General features: G+C 33.8%; 12 protein-coding genes and 1 tRNA gene. 4 read left to right on the forward strand and 9 right to left on the reverse strand.

Translation table 11 applies throughout. The features are described 5' to 3' along the window. Positions 1-33: 33 nt before the first annotated feature. The 6 genes from ACT3CE_RS01625 to ACT3CE_RS01650 all read right to left on the reverse strand — a co-directional run bounded on the left by ACT3CE_RS01625 (position 34) and on the right by ACT3CE_RS01650 (position 17,779). The gene (locus ACT3CE_RS01625; RefSeq protein WP_444708022.1) at positions 34-9,564 is read right to left on the reverse strand and encodes a T9SS type B sorting domain-containing protein; all 9,531 of its coding nucleotides are present in this window, start codon (positions 9,562-9,564) and stop codon (positions 34-36) included. Positions 9,565-9,902: 338 nt separating this feature from the next. Then, positions 9,903-11,132, reverse strand: a complete 1,230-nt coding sequence (locus ACT3CE_RS01630) for a hypothetical protein (RefSeq protein ID WP_444708023.1) — start codon at positions 11,130-11,132, stop codon at positions 9,903-9,905. Positions 11,133-11,525: 393 nt separating this feature from the next. After that, positions 11,526-13,955 carry an ABC transporter permease gene (locus ACT3CE_RS01635; RefSeq protein WP_444708024.1) on the reverse strand — a complete coding sequence of 810 codons (2,430 nt, stop codon included), beginning with the start codon at positions 13,953-13,955 and terminating at the stop codon, positions 11,526-11,528. 63 nt (positions 13,956-14,018) lie between these two features. Further along, complete coding sequence (locus ACT3CE_RS01640) at positions 14,019-14,702, reverse strand: ABC transporter ATP-binding protein (protein WP_444708025.1); 684 nt, start codon at positions 14,700-14,702, stop codon at positions 14,019-14,021. 10 nt (positions 14,703-14,712) lie between these two features. Beyond that, positions 14,713-17,061 (reverse strand): ABC transporter permease, encoded by a 2,349-nt coding sequence (locus ACT3CE_RS01645; protein ID WP_444708026.1) that lies wholly within the window; start codon positions 17,059-17,061, stop codon positions 14,713-14,715. A gap of 4 nt (positions 17,062-17,065) precedes the next feature. Beyond that, positions 17,066-17,779 (reverse strand): hypothetical protein, encoded by a 714-nt coding sequence (locus ACT3CE_RS01650; RefSeq protein ID WP_444708027.1) that lies wholly within the window; start codon positions 17,777-17,779, stop codon positions 17,066-17,068. 248 nt (positions 17,780-18,027) lie between these two features. Between ACT3CE_RS01650 and ACT3CE_RS01655 the strand changes: the two genes are divergently transcribed. From ACT3CE_RS01655 to ACT3CE_RS01665, 3 genes are all read left to right on the forward strand, one after another. Next, positions 18,028-19,407 (forward strand): sigma-54-dependent transcriptional regulator, encoded by a 1,380-nt coding sequence (locus ACT3CE_RS01655; protein WP_444708028.1) that lies wholly within the window; start codon positions 18,028-18,030, stop codon positions 19,405-19,407. Further along, positions 19,397-20,755 carry a sensor histidine kinase gene (locus ACT3CE_RS01660; protein WP_444708029.1) on the forward strand — a complete coding sequence of 453 codons (1,359 nt, stop codon included), beginning with the start codon at positions 19,397-19,399 and terminating at the stop codon, positions 20,753-20,755. The genes ACT3CE_RS01655 and ACT3CE_RS01660 overlap by 11 nt, the downstream gene beginning before the upstream one ends. A gap of 102 nt (positions 20,756-20,857) precedes the next feature. Then, positions 20,858-21,106 carry a DNA-binding protein gene (locus ACT3CE_RS01665; protein ID WP_444708030.1) on the forward strand — a complete coding sequence of 83 codons (249 nt, stop codon included), beginning with the start codon at positions 20,858-20,860 and terminating at the stop codon, positions 21,104-21,106. Positions 21,107-21,187: 81 nt separating this feature from the next. Here the strand turns inward: ACT3CE_RS01665 and ACT3CE_RS01670 are convergent, their stop codons facing one another. From ACT3CE_RS01670 to ACT3CE_RS01680, 3 genes are all read right to left on the reverse strand, one after another. Then, a complete protein-coding gene (locus tag ACT3CE_RS01670; protein ID WP_444708031.1) occupies positions 21,188-21,841 on the reverse strand; it encodes a redox-sensing transcriptional repressor Rex in 654 nt (217 codons plus the stop codon). A gap of 152 nt (positions 21,842-21,993) precedes the next feature. Beyond that, a tRNA-Val gene (locus ACT3CE_RS01675) sits at positions 21,994-22,068 on the reverse strand. A gap of 57 nt (positions 22,069-22,125) precedes the next feature. Then, positions 22,126-23,412 (reverse strand): bifunctional folylpolyglutamate synthase/dihydrofolate synthase, encoded by a 1,287-nt coding sequence (locus ACT3CE_RS01680; protein ID WP_444708032.1) that lies wholly within the window; start codon positions 23,410-23,412, stop codon positions 22,126-22,128. A 259-nt stretch (positions 23,413-23,671) separates the two neighbouring features. Between ACT3CE_RS01680 and ACT3CE_RS01685 the strand changes: the two genes are divergently transcribed. Then, positions 23,672-25,000, forward strand: a complete 1,329-nt coding sequence (locus ACT3CE_RS01685) for a PhoH family protein (protein ID WP_444708033.1) — start codon at positions 23,672-23,674, stop codon at positions 24,998-25,000. The last annotated feature ends 16 nt before the right edge of the window (positions 25,001-25,016 follow it).

The raw sequence follows: 25,016 nt of genomic DNA on the forward strand, positions 1-25,016 counted from the left end.
GAATTTATGGCTCAGGTTAAAATGTTGTGTTAATTATCTTAAAATGGTAACTGTACCAATTATTGGTTTCTCTTCATCAGCCGTAACTGCATAATAGTAAGATCCGATTGGTAATTTCTGACTTCCATCCACTCCTGTCCACGGCTCTCCCTTATATTCATTACCAGTACCACTGAACACATAAACAGCTTTCCCCCATCTATCATAAATTATAATTTTAAGATCTTGAATAAATTCGATTCGCTCAATATCCCAGTTATCATTGTATCCATCGGCATTTGGTGTAAAGGCCTTTGGTATCTTTATTCTTCGTTCGAACAGATATTCGAGGGTAATTGTTGAATCCAGAACACAATTATTTTGGTCTGTAATTGTTAGTTCATAAACCCCTCTTTCCAGATCTTCCAGCTTATCACCATTGTAAAAATTAAGATCCTGATCTACCCAATTAATCACATAATCGGGAACACCACCTTCAACCTCTATCGTTAATGCTCCATCTAATGATTCATAAGTTGTTGGTCTAATCGCCTCAACACCCAAATTAAGTGGGTCAGGTTCAAATATCTCCACACTCGAGGTATCTTTACAACCATGAGCATCGGTAACCTTAACTTCGTATCTGCCGGCAAACATGTTCGAAAGCTCTTGTCCATCGTGTCCGTCGGACCATAAAATATCATAATCAGCAGTTCCTCCTGATATATCAACATAGGCACGCCCAGAAGATTCTCCTGCACATTTTACATCTTCATAATCAAGAATTTCTGCTATTAAGCTATCTGGTTCAGTTAGTTCAACTTCATTACTTTCAACACAGCCATTAGCATCAATAATATTATAATGATAAATGCCATCTTCCAATTCATCAATACGCTGAGTAACACTACCATAATTATCCCATTCGACAATATAAGGTTCTGTTCCATTCGAAATATCTAGCTGTATCCAACCATCTTCATCACCATAACAAGTAGGCTCTCCCATACCCGAAGCTGTTACATTTAACTTAGGTGGTTCTGTAATTTCTATATCTATAGGTTCGGAAATACAGCCATTTACATCTGACATATAAACTGAATAAATACCGGGTTCAAGATTATTTTGATCCTCATTAGTAGGCTCAACACCTGTTCCTGTCCAATAAAAACTATAACCAGGCGTTCCTCCTTGTGCCTGAATATTAATATATCCATCAGTCATTCCCGGGCAGGAAATATTCTCGGTATTATAATCAATAGATAACACATCAGGTTCCTCAACAATAACAATAATAGTTTGTTCTTCATATCCGGGATCTCCTCCCGAATCGTACACTGTTAATCGATAGGTTCCAGCTTTTAAATTACTAATATCCTTATCATTACTTCTAAAATAATTATCTGCCTCCCACGAGAAAGATAAATTCGCAGGATCACTCTCATCATCCACACCAATACTTATGGCACCATCGTTGCCACCCGGACATGTTACATGGGTAATACTTGTTGTATATACCAGTAACTTAAGTGGTTCGTGTACTTTTTTAGCATCTTCAATTCTACAACCATTGGCATCAATAACAACAACTTCGTAAATCCCCATTTCTAAACCATCTATAGAAATGCTACCACTAGTATTTCCTTCTTCGGAAAAGGAATAGCCGTTAGGACCAGAAACCAAAACAGTATATGGCGAAGTTCCATCTCCAAAACTGGCACTCAACTCTCCATCACGCTCACCTTCTGTACTAATATCAGTTGGTATTACAGATAAATTAAGTGGCAAAGGCTCTGTAATATTCTGGCTACCAGAAACACTACATCCGGCAACTGTAGTTACAACATAATTATAAGTACCTGGTTCTAAATCTAAGACATGCTTAGCTGATGATAAAAATCCATTGTCACTAGTCCATTCTATGGTATAATCAACATCACCAACATCAACCGAAAGTTCTATTTCACCATCGGCAGCCTGATAACACGAAACATTTTTAACACTATTTACATTAACTATAATTGGATCGGCAGGCAATAAGTCAAAACTAGCGCTTGCTGAATTTCCATCTCCGCTTACTACAACATTATAAGTTCCTGCAGTTAAGCCAGATATACTTTCACCACTACCAGTATAACCTCCTGATCCAGTCCACGAATAAGTATAAGTTCCTGAACCACCACCAACTACAGCTTTAAGTTCACCATCGGCACCTCCAGCACAGCCTACAGGCCTAACCTCTTTAATGTAAGCAAATAAAGAATTTGGTTCTTCTATAATTACTGATTTTTCTACAGTTGCACATCCCGAAATATCAGTTGCAATGATGGTATAAACACCTGCACTTAAATTTTCTATTAAATAATAATTATCTTCAACTAAATCGGGACTACTTACTACACCGGTTGGTCCGTTTAGAGTAAAGGTATATGGAGGTTTTCCTTCGATTAATTCTATGGCCAAAATTCCATCGTTCCCACCTGCCACTTTAACATGTTGTTCCACAACCAAGCCCACCTGAAGAGTCAAACCTAAATCCAAATTAACAGAATCAATTGAAGTACAATTTTTCTTATCTGTAATTTGTAAGGCATATTTACCAGCAAGTAAATTTTCTATATTTTGCTGATAAGATTTATAATCGTTTGGTCCTGTCCAAGTAAATGAATAACCTTCGTTTCCACCATAAGGTGTAATATGAATAATTCCATCTTCATTTTTTTCACAAGAAGGTAAAACTTTATCATCGAGTAAAAATCCTACTTCGTTAGGCTCCGACACTTCAATATCCTTGTCGTATATACACCCATGGGCATCAACGATTCGTAATGCGTAATTCTCAGGGGCTAAACTATCGAATATTCCAGTAATATCTTCCTTACCATCAAGCAGATACCTGTATGGTTGAGTACCCTGTCCTCCCACTACAAATATTTCACCAGTAGACTCACCATGACAATTAGCCGGTTCCACAACTAACTCTGAAGCAATAAGTTCCATTGGCTCTTCGATTTCCTGCTCTCCCAGAGTTGTACAACCAACACTATCGGTAACTGTAAGTTCATACAATCCACCAGATAATCCTGTAAGATTAGAATTGTTTGATGAAAAGCCACCCGGTCCTTTCCATGAATAGGTATAATCTGGAACACCTCCACTTACAATAGGATCTATTTCTCCATTAGTATCACCAAAACATAAAATATTCGATCCACTTAAAGAAAGTTCCATTTCTGGTTCTGAATCAAGAGTTACATCTATAGTATCAGTTTTACAATTATTTTCATCTTGGACATAAACTTTGTAATCTCCGGAATATAATCCACTAATATTTCCATCAACCTGTAATTCCTCATTCAAATAATAAGACAAATTTCCAGTTCCTCCCGAGGCATTAATATTTATTTCCCCTGTTGGAATAGTATAGCAAGTCAAACCTGTAGTATCGATACTATCTATTAACATTTCATAAGCATCGAAAATATTTACTATTGTATCAAACTCACATTTTTTAAAATCGGCAACAGTAACGTAATATTTACCAGGAGCCAGATTGAGAGCAGTACTGGTCCAATTATCAGTATCCCTTGTAATTTTATCAGGAATGTTTCCATCTTCATCTTCCCAGGAAAAAGTAAAATCGGGATAATTTCCATTGGCATTATTTTTAACCTTAGCAATTACACGTCCATTCTCCTGTCCAAAACATTTTACATTATGAGATGTGATTTCCAAAGAAACGGTAGATGGAGTTTCCAAAATAACTTCAACAATTGATTCAATAATACATTCAGTATCGCCAGCATAAATAACTTCTACTTTATAAAAACCATCTTTGGTAACTTCGATTACCGCATTGGTTTCTTCTAACAATTTTTCATAAGTAACACCATCATCATCACTAAAATACCATTGAAAAGTTGTTTTACTATTTATTGGAAACCCCTCAACATTATCAATTACAGCAATATTACTACACCACTCTTGTTTCTCAAAAGTCTCTTTGAAAGCTGGTGGATTTTCATCATCTTCACCATCACCATCGGCATCTTCGGTGAATAATTTGAAACCTGTAGTATTAGAAAAATCGAAATGATATTTAACAGGATGATTGATTGCTCCGGAACCGGTAGATCCCTGAATATCTTCGAAAGAAGCATTGTAAATTTTTCCGAATAGTCCTGTTGGTTTATGAATATATGCAATATCTCCAGGAGTACTTGCTTTCAGAAAAACATAAGAACAACGAACCCCTTCCATTGTTAAGTCGTAGTCAATAGTAATTGTTTTTCCAGATTCTATGGTATTATCTTCATATCCGAGTGTAAACTCGAGATTTGTAAAATCATTGGTTCCAAAAACCTTACCTTGCTCATGAAATTTAACCGCTCCAAAATATCCATGTTCAGAATCGGAATCACTATTAATATTAAGAATACCATTATCATAGAAATCAACAAATCCGAAAGTTACATCTCCATCGGTGGTACAAAAAAGTTCACCCCCATTTTCAAAATCTAGTTGAGTATCGGTAGCAATAAAATCCATTCCCAACGGAGTATTCATTACCATATTCCAGCATTTCTCTTCGGGCGAAGTAATAGAAACCCTGGAACCTGTCATATTAAAATATCGATAATAGCTAGAAGTAGAATTAAATTTGTCTACTGAAAAATTGTATTCATTAGTTGCAACTGATCCTGCTTCGATATTTAAGTTTCCTGAACTGGTAAATCCCGATTCCCATATCCACGACTGAGCGTCTCCGTTAAATATAATATCTCCATCCATTGATTTATCGGCAAAATCAACACTTTTATCTCCACTAATTCCATCGCCTACAAATTCAAGAGTCCCTTTCATATCAAGCTTCATGCTTTCAGCCAAATCCATGAAACCTCCAATTTGTATTTTTTCGTTTACCGAAAAATTTGCTGCGGGATCGATATCATCTTCCCATGTCATATTATGACATTCGGCATCGCTAAGCACTTCGACCAACTTACTACCTAAAAATGAATTAGCTGTAAAAAATACATCGTCGTTAATTGTTGGAACACAACCTTCCTCGCTACCATCGGCAGCCCTACTCCAATTTTCATGATTGTGCCAGCTATCGTCGGCACCGTTTCCTGTCCAGTATAAAGAAATTGGTGCAATTACCTCATCAATATTCCATCCCACAACATTTCCCAAATCTTGAGAATTTGTTGCGGTATAAGTTATTGTTGTATGATCGAGAGCATGAATATCTTTCAACTCCAAAAAGTCACCATTTACATTATTTGCAGATTTAATAAAAGTTTCTTTCCCATCGTCGTTAGAGTGTAAATATATTGGAGCAAAACAGCTACCTTCTACAAGTAAAGAATCCATTTCTATGGTTCTTCCATCTTCGAACTGAAATTCGAATCCTCTAGACAATTCTAATTTTCCGAAACTATTTTTCTTACCATTTATATTACCATTTTCTTTAAATAAAAGATGAGAAGCATAGGTAGCAAGTCCTGAGAATCCAGAATTAAGCCATCCGGTTTGTTCAAATGTTACTTCATTAAAACTAATGGAGTTGGAAGATGTTCCCGACAGAACAATTTTCGCATCATTAGCCTCTAAACGAATTGTACTTCCATCGGCCATTAAATTAAATGTTTGAAATTTTCCATAATTATCAGAAAGATTCAGATAAATGGAACTATCGAATTCATCATCTACACCTGTTAGTACAAGCTCAGAATTTTCAATATTTAATCCTCTTGAATCGGCATCGTCTGTAGGTTCACTGGAAACAACACTTCTACATTCAACATAATTCTCGTTTGCATCAATATTTCCATACCGAATTATTATATCACCCTCTGCAATAAAGTTAGATTGCATTGTCCAAACTCCATCTTTACCATCGAACTCTACAGTATTAGGGAATACATAACCAAATGTATTAATATCCTGATCCTCGGTTGCTCTAAAGTAAAAATCTACAAATGGAGATAAATCTACTGTAAGAGATGAATTTAAAATGAACGAACCATAAATATAAACACCAGAAATATCGGTATCTCCCATTTCTAAATTAGGCCTACTAGCTTCAGAACCTGTCCAATCCATTGTGCGACAACGAATATCACCAGCACCAGTATAAACCACGGGATCAAAAATAGGAAAAGAATTTGCATCGAAATAAACATTGTCCTTAGCTGTTGGCACACATCCATCGGGTGCTCCTCCTGAAGTAGTAGACCAATGGTCTGGATCATCCCAGTATCCTGTTCCGCCAACCCAGTATAAATCATCACCAACAGGTTCATCTTTAAATTTCCAACCCTCTGTATTTCCTAAATCCAATGACTTTTTAGCTACAAATACATTATCAGGTTCGGCATGTATATTTAATAAGTTAACAGAATTAACTTCTATATTACTTACTCCTGTTTTAGCCTGAAAAATTGCAGCATCAGAATCTGATCCTGTAATATCGATGGTTCCTTCGCAGGCACCATTTGCAATTAAACCACCTAAAATATAGGTTTGTCCTGCTTCAAAAACATAAGTTTTACCAACTGCCATTTGAATATTTTCGGCTGTAAAACTAATTTTAGAATCGGTTGGTTTCCGGAAATAAGTATTCCCGGCAAAAACCATATTATTAAAACTTACATTATCAGCAAATACATCAACATAAGCATTCCCATCACTTTCTTCGAAGCTTATATTGTTAAAACTAAGAACTTCATCTCCCTTTGAAATAATAAGATCTTGAGCTTCGGCAAATTGAATTGTAGAGGTTCCTGCATCAAATGTAAACTCATCGGCAGATATTTCCATTCGGTCTACCCTCAAAACTGAAGCACCTAAATTTAGGGTTCGAGCCTGATCGGCACCTCCATAATTAGAATAAAATTCACTTACTTCAATATTATTTCCATTAGTTGTAAGAGCACCATGTTTAAGATCTAGGTCACCAGTTGTTACCAATTCGGAAGTTAAACTCCACGGACCCGCCAACCAAGTTCCATCTTCTTGTTGATTACCAATAAAATTCAGATCGCTTAACAACTGAACATTACCTATTTTAATAGTCGCAGCTTCTTCTGCCTCAAAATTAATTGCTCCAGAGTAGGAATTGCTCCCCACAATCATGCCCGACATATCTAAACTTCCAAAAATATTTATTGGCTGATCTCCTGAGAATGTCATACCTGATGCATTTACCCAAGTCATATTTTTACACTCAGCAATACTTCCTTTTTGTGATATATTTACCTTAGAACTTCCACCACTTGCAATTTTTGAATCATCGAAAAACACATTATCCTTTCGGGTTGGAATACATCCACCTTCCCAGTTCTCTGCTTCGAACCAGTTATCATCTATTTTACCAGTCCAATAAATATCAGCACCAGCTAAATCGTCAGGAAAAACCCAGCCATCGTAACCCGAAACAGCAATAGACTGACTTGCCACCAATCCTCCGTCGGCCGAAGTAAGCACTCCTCCTTTAACATTTACATCTTCAACACGAATTCTAACAATCTTACTCGAACTCACATCACTATCGATAAATGCGATACCTCCATCACCTTTAAAGGTGATATAGTCGGAGCAGGTTCCTTCTGCAATTAATCCATCTGCCGATAATATTTTCTGAGTGCTTCCAGCCTGAAACTGATACTCATTTCCTTTGCTAAAAACTATTTTTGTAAACTGATGATTACCACTGATTTTTGCTCTCCCATTAAAAATAAGTTCATCGAAAACAGGATCAACTACCGGATCATCATTAGTAAGAAATACCAAATCGCCAAGTGAGTTGTCAAAAACTACTTTTCCATAACTTACTCCATCGGATGAATTGTTATAGAATTCGGCCCCCCCAACAAGAGCAATTGTTGAGTTTGTGTGAGTAATGGAAAACCCACCGCCTTGAACATGCCATGCTTTTAGGGTTCCCGTATTGATTTGAACATTAGAATTTGAAATATCGAAAGCACGAGTAGCTGAAGAATTAGATACAAATCGACCGATAGACACATTGTTACCATCAGTTTTTAATGTCCCTTTATTTAGGTATAAAACATTAGCTATACTAAGCTTTGTACTTAAAGTCCAATCTCCTGTTCCATCAACAATTACAGGTCCTGCTAAACTTGCATTAATAGAAATTGTATTACCTGCATTACTTCCTTTAAAATAGGTTTCTCCATTGTAAGTCCAGGTAGAATTTGTGGCAGTTAAGGAAGCATAAACCTCTAAAGTTCCAGAACCATCGAGCGTTGAAGCATCATGAACTGTTAAGGATTTACATTCTGCAGGCTGGTCAATTTCTACAGTATAACCAGCACCAATAATTGCATTGTTATTTCTTGAAGGTACACAACCTTTATCCCAGTTTAAATAGTTAGACCATTTATTATCAGCTCCTGCACCAGTCCATGTATAATCTTCGGAAGAAGGCGGACCAAAACTCCAACCAGAATTACCTCCCAAATCGTAAGAAGTTTTAGCATCGAAATTAACAGCAGAACCGATGGCAGTAATATTATTTACTTTTAGATATTCTAGGTCAACAGTCTCGGCAGAAATAAATCCACCTGAACTAGCTCCATTTATTGTAATAAAAGCATAACATGTACCTTTGGCAGTAAATTTACTGTTCACTTTTTGAATACCATCGCTATCAACAAAATAAGAAAACCCCTGAGTAAATAAGAGTTCCTGAAAGTCGTTTTGTCCTATAAGACTACCATCTTGTTTAAAAGTTAAACTATTAAAAGATGCCAATGGTACTGAAGTAGACACAATTCCAGAATTTCCTTCGAAAATTACATCATAGAATTCAATATTCTTTGATCCTGAAGTTTCAATTGATGAATTAGTAGATAAAATACTGATTTTTGAATCGCCTGCATCAACAAGCAAATGGTCTGTTAAAATTGAAATTACAGCATTCCCACTATCCGATAAATTAATATTAGAAGAATTTAAATCCAGTTCTCTGGTAACCGAATTTTCGGAAATAAACTGTCCACAATTTACTGTGCCTTCAATACTTAATGATCCCTGATTAAAATAAATGTCATTATTTAACAAATCAAGATCGCTGATAATTCTCCAGCCCCCATTATTTTCAAAAATAAGATCTCCATCGAATACATTTCCACCAAAATCGATCTCATTTTCTTTGGTACTTGCTCTAAAATATAAAGGGCGATCCAAATCTAGGATCATATTACTAGTAAAGGTAAGACCTCCGTAAACAACTAAATAGTGAGCATTATTGTCGTCGGAAGTAAATGTTGGCATATTTTTTACATTCCCCCAATGCATATTTGCACAACGAGCAACGCTCGTTATGGTCACACTTGCGCCACCATCAGGAAAAGAATACTCATCGAAGTACACATTATCATCCTTATCAGGCAAGAGAGCCCATGGATTAATTTTACCGCCTGGCTGATCACTCCAATGCTTTATATCATTGAAATTACCAGAACCACCAATCCAATAGAAATCACGTGCTTGAGCAGTAAAACTAACAATATGTATTAATATTAATAAGAGTAAACTTGCTCCATACCTTTTCATAACAAATAGTTTTCAAATCAATCGAACTCACAAACGAATTAGATAAAAACAATCTTTTTATCAACAAAAGAACTTCTTATTTTGACGAGAGAAAAATTAATAAGTTTCAAATTTGCTAATTTTTTTCAACATATTAATATTTACCCCATCAAATTTTACTTCTTTTTTTTTCAAATTCATGTTAAGTTATTAATAGTTTCTGTTTTACAAAAATTAAACCTATTTAATTCAATACAAATCAAATTATTGCAAAAAATAAGTCCAATTAAAACTAGCTTAATTAGACTTAAATTACCCTATAATAATGGTTATTTACAAATGAAATATTGCTTATTTTCTTACATAAATTCAATTAACTTAATATTTATCCATTTTATAGTTTCATATTCATTTTCTCCCTTAAAAACAATAACTCCAGCATTTGAAGAAGATACATCTGTTCGATCTCCTAAATACAAATTCTCCCCTGTATTTAGCTCTATCAAACAATAATCATAAGATTTTGGTTCAATTTTATTAATATTCTTAAATGGAATTGAAAAATCTAAATTATCATTTAAGCCATTTAAAATTTCTGAATCCATTGCCTCATCCAGATCATATACAATTACTCCTTCGTAAACTTCATTTTCTTTGGTGGTAACTTTCCCATACAATCGTTCTGTTTCTTTAAATTCTGAATAACAATTAATCCTTGCTTTAGGTATTGGCAAAAGCTCTAAAGACAAAAAATGCTTCCAGGTAAAATCAATTCGCCCTACACTTGGAATTGTTACAATTACCCCTCTGTTTCCGCTGTTTACATCGTTAGAATTTTTTAATTCGAGCTCCCGTCCCGAAGACAAACTAATAAGGCTTCCATATTTTGTTTTCTGAATTTTTTTAATTCTAGAAAATGGGATATCCAAATCTCCGTCTTTACTTCGCCCATCTAATTTATCTGATAATAACCTTTCGTCATGATCCCATTGAATAAAGCCTTCAAACTCTCCAATAGTACTTGTAATTTTCCCATAAATTGGATCTCCAAAACTTTCAGTAATTTGCTTGTCTGGTGTGAAAAAATTCACAACATCAATCCTATTCCATTCTACTTTTACTAATCCTAACTCATTGTCGAGTATCCATACCTGATTTCCCAAATCGTTTGAGCCTCCAGATAAATTAATAAACTTTCCTGTTTTTAGTTCCAGATTAACTGATTCGTAACCGGTAACCGAAATAGATTTTATATCACCAAAACGACATTCAAATTTTCTAGCATATTTATTTTCCCGAGATGCCTCATCTTCAAACCATCTATTTCTTCCTTTTAAATCGTGTTTAGATCTATCTTTATTTTCGAGATACTTTACATATGGATTTTCTATTTTTTGGGAGTTAAAAATATCTGTTAAAAAAACCTCTTCATCGTTCCAGCGAATAGGCCCCTTATAAATATCTCCATCGACAGTTGTGATGGATCCGTATAAATTACAATTGTAGGTTTGCGCTGATAACCCAAACACCTCGAATAATAGGCTAATAAATAAAAAAAAAGACAATACTATTTTAGATAAATAATCCATGCCAACTTAATTTGATTTTGTTTCGCTGTTATGACGGATAAAACAAAGGAAAGTTACAAGCATAATTAGAAAAACGCCTTACTTTTTTCGAAAAAGTATCTGAATAAATTTATAAGCCTTTAATGGAGCATAAATTTTAATCAACTCCCAATTGTTATCTTAATTGGCGATAGCTTACCTTAAATTTTCAATTAACTTTCACTCTTGGGGTACCCTTTACCATTCTCCCAATCGTTTTTCTACTTCTTCTTTTCCAACAAAAAAATTCAATTCTATATTGTATGCTTCTTTCTTTGCCTTCTATTTTATCTCAATAGCAGCAACATTACTATCATTAGAAAATAGAATTGAAACACAAATATCTTTCACAAATTAAAACGTTAAGAATTTGTTTTATTCATATTTTATAGCTTTTACCGGGTCGGAAGATGCTGCTCGGTATGATTGCCAGGATACGGTAAACAGACCAATAACCAAAGAGACAAAAAGTGTAATTAAAAATATCCACCATGCAATTTCGATGCGGTAAAAGAAATCCTGCAGCCACATATTTATTAGCCAATAAACCAGAGGAACAGCAATTATATTGGCAAATAAAACCAGAAGAAAAAATTCTTTTGTTTGTAAATAAACAAGCTTTTCTACCGATGCTCCCAAAACCTTTCGTATCCCCAACTCTTTTGATCGTTGCTCAGCAATAAAGGAGGATAATCCAAACAAACCGAGCGAAGCAATTAGTATACTTATCAACGAAAAAATAGAAAATATCCAGGTTAAACGCTCTTCAGAGACATACTGTTTTTTCATTCTATCGTCGAGAAAAAAATATGCAAAATTTGTATTTGAATCAAAATCAGACCACACTTGTTTAATATAACTTATTGTTTCTTTCCGATTCTGTGAATTAATTTTTACATGAAGTATTCTGCAGTATTCTGGATTTTCGCTTACAATAAAATTAATTGGCTCAATCTTATTTCGAAGAGGCTGATAATGGAAATCAGACACCACGCCAATAACCTTCCCTTCTATAACCTCATCTCCTTTTTTGAGCTTTACACCTAATTGCAGTCTTTTACCTAAAGCGTTTTCGTACCAATTAAATTTTTCTGCTGCCGATTGATTAATTATAAAAGCATTACTTGTATCTTTTGTAAATTTAGGGTCGAATTTTCGTCCTTGTATGATATTCATTTCCATGAGATCGATATAATCAAAATCAACCACATTAAAATTTAAAGCATACTCCTCCATTCCCTGCTCTCCCTCATACAAATGAATTGATTTAGAAGCATCAAAACCAATTAAACTGCTAGATGTAGCAACTGCTTTTACATTTGGATTTTTCTTTAACTCTATTTTTAAAGGTTTTATTTGTGCCCGAAGCATAGAATCTCTTAACGATACAATTATAATATCTTCTTTATTAAATCCCAGATCTTTATTGTTCATATAATTCCATTGCAGACCCACCATTATTGTACCACTAATCATCATGGCCGAAACTGTAAATTGAGAAATTACAAGAAATTTTCGCAATAAACCTCCTGGATTGCCCAGAATTTTAGATCCTTTCAATACCTTAATTGGGTGAAACGACGACAAATAAAAAGCAGGATAACTACCTGAAACAAAACCAAGAACCAAAGCCAATCCTATACTAAAAAATAAAACTTCGGGAGTTTGCGAAAAACTTAACACTAAATCTTTATCAACAAGACTATTAAACAATGGCAAAATTAATTCAACAGCAATAAGCGCAATTAATAAAGCTAACAAAGAAAGAGATAAACTCTCTAAAATAAACTGCCAAATTAAATCTTCTCTGTAAGCACCAACTACCTTTCTTATACCAACTTCTTTAGCTCTCTTTGAAGATCTGGCAGTAGCCATATTCATATAATTAATTCCTGCTATTGAAAGAATAAAAAATGCAATTATGGATAAAATAAATACATATTTTATACTGCCTGTTGGAGCATCCCATTGCAAATCTGATTTTAAATGTATATCGGCTAGTTTTTGAACCACTAATTGATAATTAACACCTAATTTATCAGCTAATGATTTCATATACTTATTATAGTAAATCGGAAATTTATCTTGAATAATTCCGACATCAACATTTTCTTTAAGTAACAAAAATGTGTAGCAATTAAAATTCCAAAAACGAATCGGTTCCATGCTGTTAAAATCCTCTGAGCCATATAAATGCTCAAGAGTTTTCATTGAATAGAAACCATTAAACTTGAAATGACTGTTCGAAGGAATATCTTTCATTACACCCTTTACAGTAAATGGTTTATTTTCTCCTATCAAAATAATTTTTCCTAAAGGATTTTGATTCCCAAAATATTTATCGGCTAAAGTTTCATTCAGAACAATGCTATTTTCCTGATTTAAACATGTTTTTGGATCTCCCTTTGTGAGTTCAAAACTAAAGACTGAAAATACTGTAGAGTCAACATAAGCAATATCTTCTTCGAAAAAAACTCTGTTTTCATATTTAAACTGCTGTCGCCCCGACCCGAGAAAACGCACAAACTCTTCTATTTGAGGAAATTCAGTTTTAAATGTAGGTCCAAAAGGCAAAGCTGAAGTAGCTCCCCGATCTCGCTTCCCATTGATGGTGAAATCCGATCCCAGACGAATTATTCTCTCATGCTTTACGTTAAACTTATCGTAGGTTAATTCATCCTGCACAAATAAAACAATGAGTATTGCACATAGCAAACCAACAGATAAACCGATAATATTTAAAGTGGTATAGAATTTATTTCGAATAAAATTCCGTGTTATTGTAAGTAAAAAATTTTTAAACATAAACGTTTAATTCATTACAGCCTAAGTGAAAGCTCCCGACAAAAAATCTAATAAAACTCTTATTTACAGCTTTTGCCTCATATTTTCGGTAACAACATGTCCATCGAAAAGTTGTATAATTCTATGGCTTCTATCGGCATCCGAAGGAGAGTGGGTTACCATTACAATGGTTGTACCCTCTTCGTTTAATTGTGTTAACAGATTCATTACCTCTTCTCCATTTGCCGAATCAAGATTTCCAGTGGGCTCATCAGCTAAAATCAATTTCGGATTTGAAATAACTGCCCTGGCAATGGCAACTCTTTGTTGCTGTCCTCCCGATAATTGTTGTGGAAAATGTTTTGCTCTATGAGCGATATTCATTCTCTCCAAAGCTTCATTCACTCTTCTTTTTCTTTCCGATCCAGAAACCTTCATATACAACAAAGGTAGCTCTACATTTTCGAATACTGTTAACTCTTCAATTAAATTAAAACTCTGAAAAACAAACCCAATATTCTCTTTTCGTAAATTAGTTCGTTGGCGTTCTGAATATTTTTCAACCTGAAATTCATTAAAATGCAATTCACCCTCAGTAGGCTTATCGAGCAAGCCAATAATATTTAATAATGTTGATTTTCCACAACCTGAAGGCCCCATAATAGCAACAAACTCACCATTATTTATTTCTAAATTAACATTATAAAGAGCAGTAGTCTCCACCTCATCGGTTCTGAATACTTTAATTAAATTTTTAGTTTTAATCATCTTTTTATTTTTACTCGTATTTTAAAATATCAGAAGGTATCTTAAATGTTAAGTTCGAAATTTGCTTAAACATGGTTAAAAATGCAATTAAGAAGGATAATAATCCTGATAGAATAAAAACACCAATCCCCATATCAATTCGGTAAGCAAAACCTTTTAACCACCATTCCATAACAAAAAATGACAATACCCAGGCAATGGCATTTGCCATCATAATCCACTTGAAAAACTCTTTTAGCAACAATTGATAAACATCTTCTAAATTAGCTCCAAAAACCTTTCGAAGAACCATTTCTTTAGATTTTCGCTCTGTAACAAAAGATACCAGACCGAATAAACCCAAACATGAAATAATAAATGCTACTATTGTAAAGGAAGCAAAAAGTTTCCCCATTCTCGATTCTGCCTGATAAAAATAATCGAAATCTTCTTCTAAAAATCTATAATTAAAAGGTAAATCGGGAACTTTATCTCCCCATTTTTTTCTTATTTCGTTTAATATTAACTGCTTATCATCTCCTATTCTTATTCCGACATATTTAAACGCATCCGGTCTTCGCATCATAATTAAGGGATCAACACCTACCTGTAAGCTATTAAAATTAAAATCTTTAACGATACCAATTACTTCGCCACTATATCCCCACAAGTTTAATTCTTCGCCTATGGTATATACCATATTCATTTTGCTTGCTGCCGATTCGTTAATAATAAATTTAAGGCTGTCTTCGCCAAATTTATTAGAAAATCCTCGTCCTTGAATTACATTCATTTCGAAGGTTTCAATAAAATCAAAGTCAACAAAAGACAACTGAAAAAGTATTTCTCCTGAATATTCTGATTTTCCTTCCCAATCTACATCCCAGGTTGAATTTGAAAAATTAATTGGCATTTGATTGGCTGCTGTAACCCATTCCACACCGCCAATTTTTAATAACTCGTTCTTTAATTCAGGATAATATTCATAGAAATCGTCAACCATTTCCACATAAATAATATTGTCTTTATTAAAACCCACATCCGATTTCTGAAGAAAATTAAGCTGCTTATAAACAATACAAGTACAAATAAATAGAGCAACAGACATGGTAAACTGAATGAGGACTAAGATTTTTCTAAGCATCGCTGGATCTTTACGCGAAATTCCTTTAATAACTTGCAAAGGAGAAAAAGAAGACAAGAAAAATGCAGGATAACTTCCCGACACAAAACCTGTTACTCCTACTATTGCCATTACAACCAATACAAAATTATAATTACCAAGGTTTAAACTTAACGAACGATTTGTTAACTCACCAAATGTTGGCAATAACAATTCCACAAAAACGATAGCTACACCTAATGATATTGTAGTAAACACAATTGATTCACCAATAAATAAAGCAATTAAACCACCGCGCTGTGCTCCAACAACTTTTCGCATGGCAACTTCTTTTGCCCTACGCTCGGAACGGGCAGTGGCCAAATTCATGTAGTTAAAACAAGCAATTAACAAAATTAAAACTGCCACCAGTAAAAAAACCTGAACATACCAAATTGGTCCTGCACGATTCTTACTTATCGAATATAAATGATACCTGCTAAACTCCTGCAATGCTAGATCTACATTTGTTTCAGGAAGACGCAAACGCACATGATTCTTAAGTTGCTTTTCCAAAGCATTTGTATCTGCACCTTTCTTAACTTTTATAAATGTATTAAATGAGTTCGCATTCCAATCGGTTAAATCGTAATCCCATAGTTCTTCAAAAAATTCCACTGGTAATATAAAATCAAATTCAATTGAAGAATTCGATGGAAGATTTTTAATTACTGCACTTACCTGAAAACTATATTGCGAATTAATTTCTATTGTAAGACCTATGGGATCAATATCTCCAAAATATTTTTTTGCAAGTTTTTCTGTTAATACAATCGATTTATTATTCGATAAGACATTTATGCTATCTCCTTTAAGTATAGAAAAGGTGAATATTTTAAAAAAATCTGAATCGACAAGCTTACCTCCTTTTTCAACATAACTATTCCCATTAGCCGATAAAGCCAGCTGCCCCCAGGAGCTTACCATTCTGGTAGAATATTCTATTTCATTATAATCGCTTTTAATTGATTTAGCTAAAGGCGAAGGCGTAGAATATACCGAAAAGATATCTCCATCTGCATATTTTTGATTTTCATAAACACTATAAATCTGCTCAATATCATTGTGATGTTTATCAAACCCCAATTCATACTCAACCCAGATAAGTATTAAAAGAGTACAAGTTACTCCAGTAGCCAGGCCTAAAATATTAATGGCAGAATAGGCTTTCTGTTTGTAAATACCTCTAAAAACAGTATTGAATAAAATCTTAAGCATAATACTATTTTAATAAAAGTTTTTCTGAATCTCCATATAAATCGTAAGAATTTAGCAACACTTTCTCTCCTGGAACTAAACCATCTAATATCTCATAGTATTTAGGGTTTTTACCTCCCATTTTAATCGATCTTTTAATGGCATATTTGCAAGAAGAATCAAGCACAAAAATCCATTGACCATTGGTAGTTTGGCAAAAATCTCCTCTAGGTACAAGCAGTGCTTTTCTTGCTTTATCGAATTCAATTTTTATTTTAAATGCTTGGCCAACACAAATATTCTGCGGCTGTTCCTCAATAAATTTTAATTCAATTTCAAATTGTCCACTTCTAATTTCTGGATAAACTTTCTCAACAACTAAATGATAATCTTTCTTCTTAAAACGAAAAGTTCCTTTTACACCTTCATCTAGTCGATTTATATAAAATGCATCTAGCAATATACTTATCTTAAAATTATTCGTTAAACTTAACGAGCCTGTCTTTTCTCCACTTAACACCACTCGTCCTTCTTCAACAATTCCTCTTTTATAGATATATTCGTGGAAAAAATCAACTTTAACTTCACCAATACAGACTTTATCTTTATTAACAAAAGAGTTTTTTTTCAATGTCAAAAAAAAAGCAGAGTAAAGTAAAATTATTGCAAGTACACTAATAAGTATATACCACTTTTTTCTCTGCTGATACCATGGCTTTTTTGCTATAATTCTATCCATATTTTTGACTTCTTATAATCCTGTTTCTAACATTCATCAAAACAGTATCTACTTTCGTGCCAAAGGCAATTCTCAACTAATTAGCAAGATGTTACACCAAATCAGCTTAATTTAAAAATACTTACTGTGAACGGAAACATAACATCAAGTGTACGCATTCGTACATCGATTTTTTATTTCTAAATTATAAATGATAACTTGAGTCCTGAATTAAAAGAAATACCCGAACCTACAAATTTTCACTTATTATGACTAGTCAAAAAAATGGAAAAATATTAGCCATAGACGACAATGAAGATATATTATTCTCATTAAAACTGCTTTTAAAACAACATGTAGAACTAATTCATACAGAATCTAACCCAGAGATGATTCCAAAGCTCATGAAACAGGATAGCTATGATGTGATTTTGCTTGATATGAATTTCACAAAGGATGCTATTAGTGGTCAGGAAGGATATCATTGGTTAAATAAAATACTCGAAATAGACTCGCGCGCTGTTGTTTTATTTATAACTGCTTATGGCGATATTGAAAAATCGGTTAAAGCAATTAAAGCTGGAGCTACTGATTTTATTTTAAAACCCTGGCAAAACGAAAAATTAGTAGCAACAATATCTTCAGCAATTACACTTCGAAAATCGAAAGAAGAAGTTAGCGAACTAAAAACCAAACAAAAAGAATTAAATGCTGTTCTCGATCAACCATTTAACGACTTTATTGGTACTTCGCCAGAAATGCATCAGGTTTTTTCAACCATTACAAAAGTTGCAAAAACGGACGCTAATGTTTTAATCTTAGGCGAAAATGGAACAGGAAAAGAACTTGTAGCCCGCGCTCTTCATAGAAATTCGAGTAGAAAAGATGAAGTTTTTATTAGTGTTGATTTAGGAGCAATTAATGAAAATCTATTCGAAAGCGAACTTTTTGGTCATGTAAAAGGAGCCTTTACCGATGCCAGAACAGACAGACCCGGAAGATTTGAAATTGCATCGGGTGGAACTCTTTTCCTTGATGAAATTGGAAATTTAAGTCTGCCTATGCAAGCAAAACTACTTACTGTTTTGGAAAGAAGAGAGGTAATTAGAGTTGGTTCAAACAAACCCATTCCTATCGATATCCGCTTAATTTGTGCAACCAATATGCACTTAAAACTTATGGCTTCAGAAGAGAAATATCGTCAAGATTTATTGTATAGAATTAACACTGTAGAAATAAACTTACCACCTCTTCGGGAACGATATGAAGACATTCCTTTACTTGCTAATCACTTTCTGGAAATATATTCAAAAAAATATAAAAAGAGAATCAATGCACTTTCAAAACCATGCGTTAATAAACTATACGACTACGAATGGCCAGGAAATGTAAGAGAATTACAACATCAAATGGAACGTGCAGTAATTATGGCCGATGATAAAAATTTAGAACCTCATGATTTTCAGATCAACACAGAAAAATCTCTTCAGGATGATGTAGAATTTGACTCCTATAATTTAGAAGAAGTAGAAAAAAACATCATTCAAAAAGTACTAAAAACAAATAAAGGAAATATTTCCAAAGCGGCAGGAGAATTAGGCCTGACTCGCACATCTCTATACCGAAGACTTGAAAAATATGGTTTATAAAAGCTTTAGACTGAATTTTATTATTAGAATAATTGTTCTTTCGGCAACAATATTTCTGTTATTCTACCTTGTGGCTAAGAAAAGTCTGTACTTTACCGCAAGCTTAACGTTTATTGCCATAGTTTATCAAATCTATGAGATTATAAAATATGTAGAAAAAACGAACCGTCTGCTTAAAAATTTTCTTGAATCGATCCGTTATTCCGATTTTACAAGAAACTTTCAGGTGCAGGGACTGGGAAGTTCGTTCGATAAACTACAGGAATCTTTTAATGCAGTTATTACTGATTTTCAAAAAATAAGAGCCGAAAAAGAAGAACATTATTTTTATCTGCAATCTGTAATTCAACACATTGGCATTAGTCTAATCGCTTTTCATCGCGATGGTAAAGTTGAAATGATTAACAATGCCTCAAAAAAATTATTTCAGATTAGCAACCTAAAACAAATTCAGGATCTTAACTCCTTTAATCCCGAGCTGGTAACAACTCTTTTAAAGCTAAAGCACGGAGAGAATACTCTAATTAAAATTAATGATAACGAAGATATACTGCAGCTGGCAATTTATGCAACAGAGTTTAAAATTAACAACCGGCAGGTAATTCTAGTTTCTATTAAAAATATCCAATACGAACTTGAAGAACAGGAGATAGAGTCGTGGCAAAAATTAATTCGTGTATTAACTCATGAAATTATGAATTCGATAACTCCTATTTCATCGCTTTCTACCACACTTACAACCATACTAGATGACTTCGGTGAGAACAATACCAATAAGTTTAGAGAAGACGATCTGGAGACGCTTAATGAAGTAAAAATGGCATTGGAAACAATTCACAAGAGAAGCTCAGGACTACTCCACTTTGTTGACACCTATCGTAACCTTACAAAAATCCCTAAACCAAATTTTAGCATATTTCAGGTTCAAAAACTATTCGACAACATTCACAGGTTAATGGTTGAAGAAATTAAAAGAAATAATATCGATTGTGAAATTAGTATTAATCCTAAGTCGATAGAATTATCGGCTGATGAGCAATTAATAGAACAAGTATTAATTAATTTAATTAAGAACTCGATTCATGCGTTAGAGCAGACCGAAAATCCTAAAATAGAACTAAAAGCGTTTATGAATAAACGGGGCAGAATATCTATTCAGGTAAGCGACAACGGACAGGGAATTATTAAAGAAGTTATAGATAAAGTATTCATTCCTTTCTTTACTACCAAACCAAAAGGATCAGGAATTGGTCTTAGCCTCTCAAAACAAATATTACGACTTCATGGTGGAACCATAACAGCTATGTCTGTTCCAAACGAAAAGACAAGTTTTACTTTAACATTTTAGTAAATACTGTAATAATTAACCTTCTAATAATTTTAATTTAAGAAATTCTTTCATAAATTTAAAGGGCAAATAGATTTCTAACCCTTAATAAATTTACAGCATATGACAAAAACAATCACATTTAATGAGCTAAGACGCATTAAGGATCGTTTGCCAGATGGCAGCATGCAAAGGATTGCGAAAGATTTACAATTAAACGTTGAAACAGTTAGAAATTATTTTGGTGGTAGAAACTTTGAGAAAGGCAAAAGTACAGGAATTCATGTTGAACAAGGTCCTAACGGAGGAATTGTTGAATTAGATGATACTACAATTTTAGATTGTGCTTATCGTATTCTAGGGAATGCCTAAATAAGGGATCAACATCAAATAAATAAAAAAAGGGCTATGAATAAATTTTCAAAGCCCTTTTTTAATATCTTAATTTCTTATTTAAGCCTCTTTTCGCTCTTGATGTAACTTGTTAAAGATAATGGCTAAATTAGAGTATAAAGTAGTATTTTGAACAATAATATCCTCAGGAACTTTTATTCGCGCCGGAGTAAAATTCCAAATTGCTTTTATTCCCCAGGCAACCATTAAATCGGCAACTGTTTGAGCATTCTCTGCCGGAACCGTAATAATTCCCATAATCACATTCAACTCCTGTGCTAGGTCCCTAAACTGATCAATATGAAAAACCTCCACATCGTTTATCTTACGACCAATAGTCGAAGAATTAACATCAAAAGCTGCAACAATATTTAAACCAAAATGACTGAGTCCACTATCATGTAACAAAGCTGATCCTAAAGATCCGGCACCTACTAAAAAGGCACTATCCATAACAGTAAAACCTAAAAACTCCGACAGAACATCAACAATGGCTTTTACCTCATAACCAACTCTGGTTTTCCCAACAATAGTTGTACAGGATAAATCCTTCGTTACCTGAGTTGGGTCAATATTCATGTAATTCGCTATTTGGGTCGACGACACAAACTGCTGACCTTTTCTTAATAAGCCTTCTGCAAAAGCTAAATATGATGGCATTCGCCTAATGGTAGGCTCTGGTACTACCTGCATTTTTTTAGAAAATTGAACCATAGTTATTTACTTACACCTAAAATCAAAACAAAAATAAAGAAGTTTTCATTAATGAAAAATTTCTTTAATACTTTTTTCACTTAAATATCAATTTTCGGATTAATGTAGCTAGGAGAAAGAAGGCCAAACACACATTTAACCTTTTGGGATAGTGGGCGATATAGGATTCGAACCTATGACCCCTTGGGTGTAAACCAAGTGCTCTGAACCAACTGAGCTAATCGCCCTTGCGGCTGCAAATATAAGTAGAATATTTTATGCTGCAATAAAAATCAGTTTTTTATTTAAACCACCTCGGCAACAACAAAAGTACTACCCCCTACATAAACCAGATCATCAGCCTCTGAATCGGCAATAGCTGCCTTTAAAGCATCTTTAACTCTACTATAAGAGTTCCCATTCAAGTTAAATTTTGCCCCCTGTAATTTCAACACCTTTTCATCAAGAGCTCTGGGAATATCGGCTTTGGTAAAATAATAAACCGCATTTTTTGGCATCATACTTAAAACCTCTTCCGTATTTTTATCGTCAACCATACCAAATACTACTTTTAAATTTCTGTATTTAGTATTGCTTATTTGCTCAATTATTTCTCTAATACCTGCTGTATTATGCCCCGTATCACAAATAACTCTTGGATTTTGTTGTAAAGTTTGCCAACGCCCTAATAAACCCGTATTACGAACAATATTTGCCAAGCCTCTTTTTATATTTTCTTCAGACAAGCTAATACCTATTTTAAGCAGCTGGTCACAAACACTTAAAACTGTTCTTACATTTTTTATTTGATAATTGCCAAGTAAATCACAATCAATATCTATAACATTCTTACGCTCTGCACTCTTATAACTCAACTTTTGCTTCTCAACATTGCAGTTGGCCGAAACCAATTCATATTTATCCTCAGCAAAACTCAAATTGCTTCCTCTCTCTTTTGCTATCTCCAAAAACAAACTACTAATTTCGCTCTGTTTTTCTCCAATAACTACAGGAACTTCTTTTTTAATGATACCTGCCTTTTCCTTGGCAATATCAGTAATTTCATTTCCCAACAAGGCTGTGTGATCCTTACTAATATTCGTAATTACAGAAAGAAGCGGCGAAATAATATTCGTAGAATCCAGCCTACCCCCTAATCCAACTTCCACAACTGCAATATCAACTTTCTCCTTAGAAAAATACTCAAAAGCCAAAGCCACTGTCATCTCAAAAAAAGAAGGATGCAAAACTTCAAATTTACTTTTATGCTTTTGAATAAAGTCCACTACTTCCAATTCAGGAATCATTTGTCCATTAATCTTAATACGTTCCCGAAAATCTCTCAAATGCGGAGAAGTATACAAACCAACTTTTAAACCAGACTCCTTTAAGACCGACGCCAGCGAGTGCGAAACAGATCCCTTTCCATTAGTTCCGGCAACATGAATGGTTTTAAAAGTTTTGTGTGGATGATTAAAATATTCATCTAAGGCCAAAGTTGTATCCAAATTTGCCTTGTACGCAGCTTTTCCGGTTCTCTGAAACATCGGAAGCTGAGTAAACATATAATTTATTGTTTCCTGGTAATTCATTTTTTTATCGATACTGATATTAATGATTTTGCAAAGAACAATAAAAATTCTTAAAAAATTATTTGAAAGCACACTTTTCCTACATTTTTTGCTAATTTAAGTGTATAAATACTGCCAAAAACTGAACACAAAAAAAACACAAGCTATTTTTAGCAATAAATTTCAGGAAGAAAAGTCTAACCGGTTCAATTAAAGCAGTTTTAATAAACAGGAAATCGACCCTAAGCTTGTCGGTATTAACCTCTAAGACATCCCAGATATGGCTAAACTTAAAAAAATTTTCGTTTTGGATACCAATGTAATCCTTCACGACTTTAATTCCATTTACAATTTTGAAGAAAATGATGTTGTAATTCCTATTACTGTTCTCGAAGAACTAGATAAATTCAAGAAAGGAAATGATCAAATTAATTTTCACGCTCGTGAATTTAGTAGAGAATTAGATAGAATTTCTGGCGATCAACTCTTTAAAAACGGTGTTAATCTTGGAAAAAACCTAGGACATTTATTTATCGAAACAGGAAAAGAATTTTCACCTGCAATGAAAACATCCTTCCATGAAAATATTCCTGACCATAGAATATTGGCCATTGCAGAATATATTTTTAAACAAAACAAGGACAAAAATGTAGTTTTAATATCTAAGGATATCAATTTAAGGATGAAAGCCAAGTCTCTTGGTGTTCCTGCAGAAGACTATAAAAATGATCAGGTTCAGGATTTAGATAATGTACTTAACCTGGGCATTACAACTATTGAAAATGTTGATGATGCAAAAATTTCATCTCTGTATAAATCCAACACAGGAATATCTGAAAATATTTTCAGCGATAGAAAACCCAATGGACATGAATATTATATTTTAAAAGGAGCATCATCGAGTGCTTTAGCGCACTATAATCCTATTGATAAAACAGTAAACAGAGTTGAAAAGCCTAATGCTTATGGAATTTTTCCCCGTAATGCAGAACAAACATTTTCTATGCATGCCCTATTAGATCCAAGCATTTCATTGGTTGCTTTAACAGGTAGAGCCGGAACGGGTAAAACCCTGTTAGCATTAGCTACTGCATTATCTCAAATTGATTTATATGACCAAATATTTTTAGCAAGACCAATTGTTGCTCTAGCAAATAAAGATTTGGGATATTTACCTGGTGATGCCAGCGATAAAATTGGTCCTTATATGCAACCCTTATTCGATAACCTAAGCGTAATTAAACACAAATTTAACGTTCACAGTAAAGAATATCTTAAAATTGACGAATTATTAAAAGAGGAAAAATTACAAATTACACCACTTGCCTACATAAGAGGAAGAAGTCTCTCGAATACCTTTTTTATTGTTGATGAAGCTCAAAATCTAACTCCTCATGAAATAAAAACAATTATCACAAGAGCAGGAGAAGGAACTAAAATGATATTTACGGGCGACATTGAACAAATTGACTCTCCTTACCTGGATAAAAAATCAAACGGATTGGCATATTTATCAGATAGAATGAAAGGCCAGGATGTTTTTGCCCATGTAAATCTTATAAAAGGAGAAAGAAGTCACCTGGCAGAACTAGCAAGTAACCTTCTCTAATAATTTGAGTTGCATT

Origin of the sequence: Marinifilum sp. RC60d5 (assembly GCF_052400665.1) — a bacterium.
GTDB lineage: Bacteria > Bacteroidota > Bacteroidia > Bacteroidales > Marinifilaceae > JBQTGK01.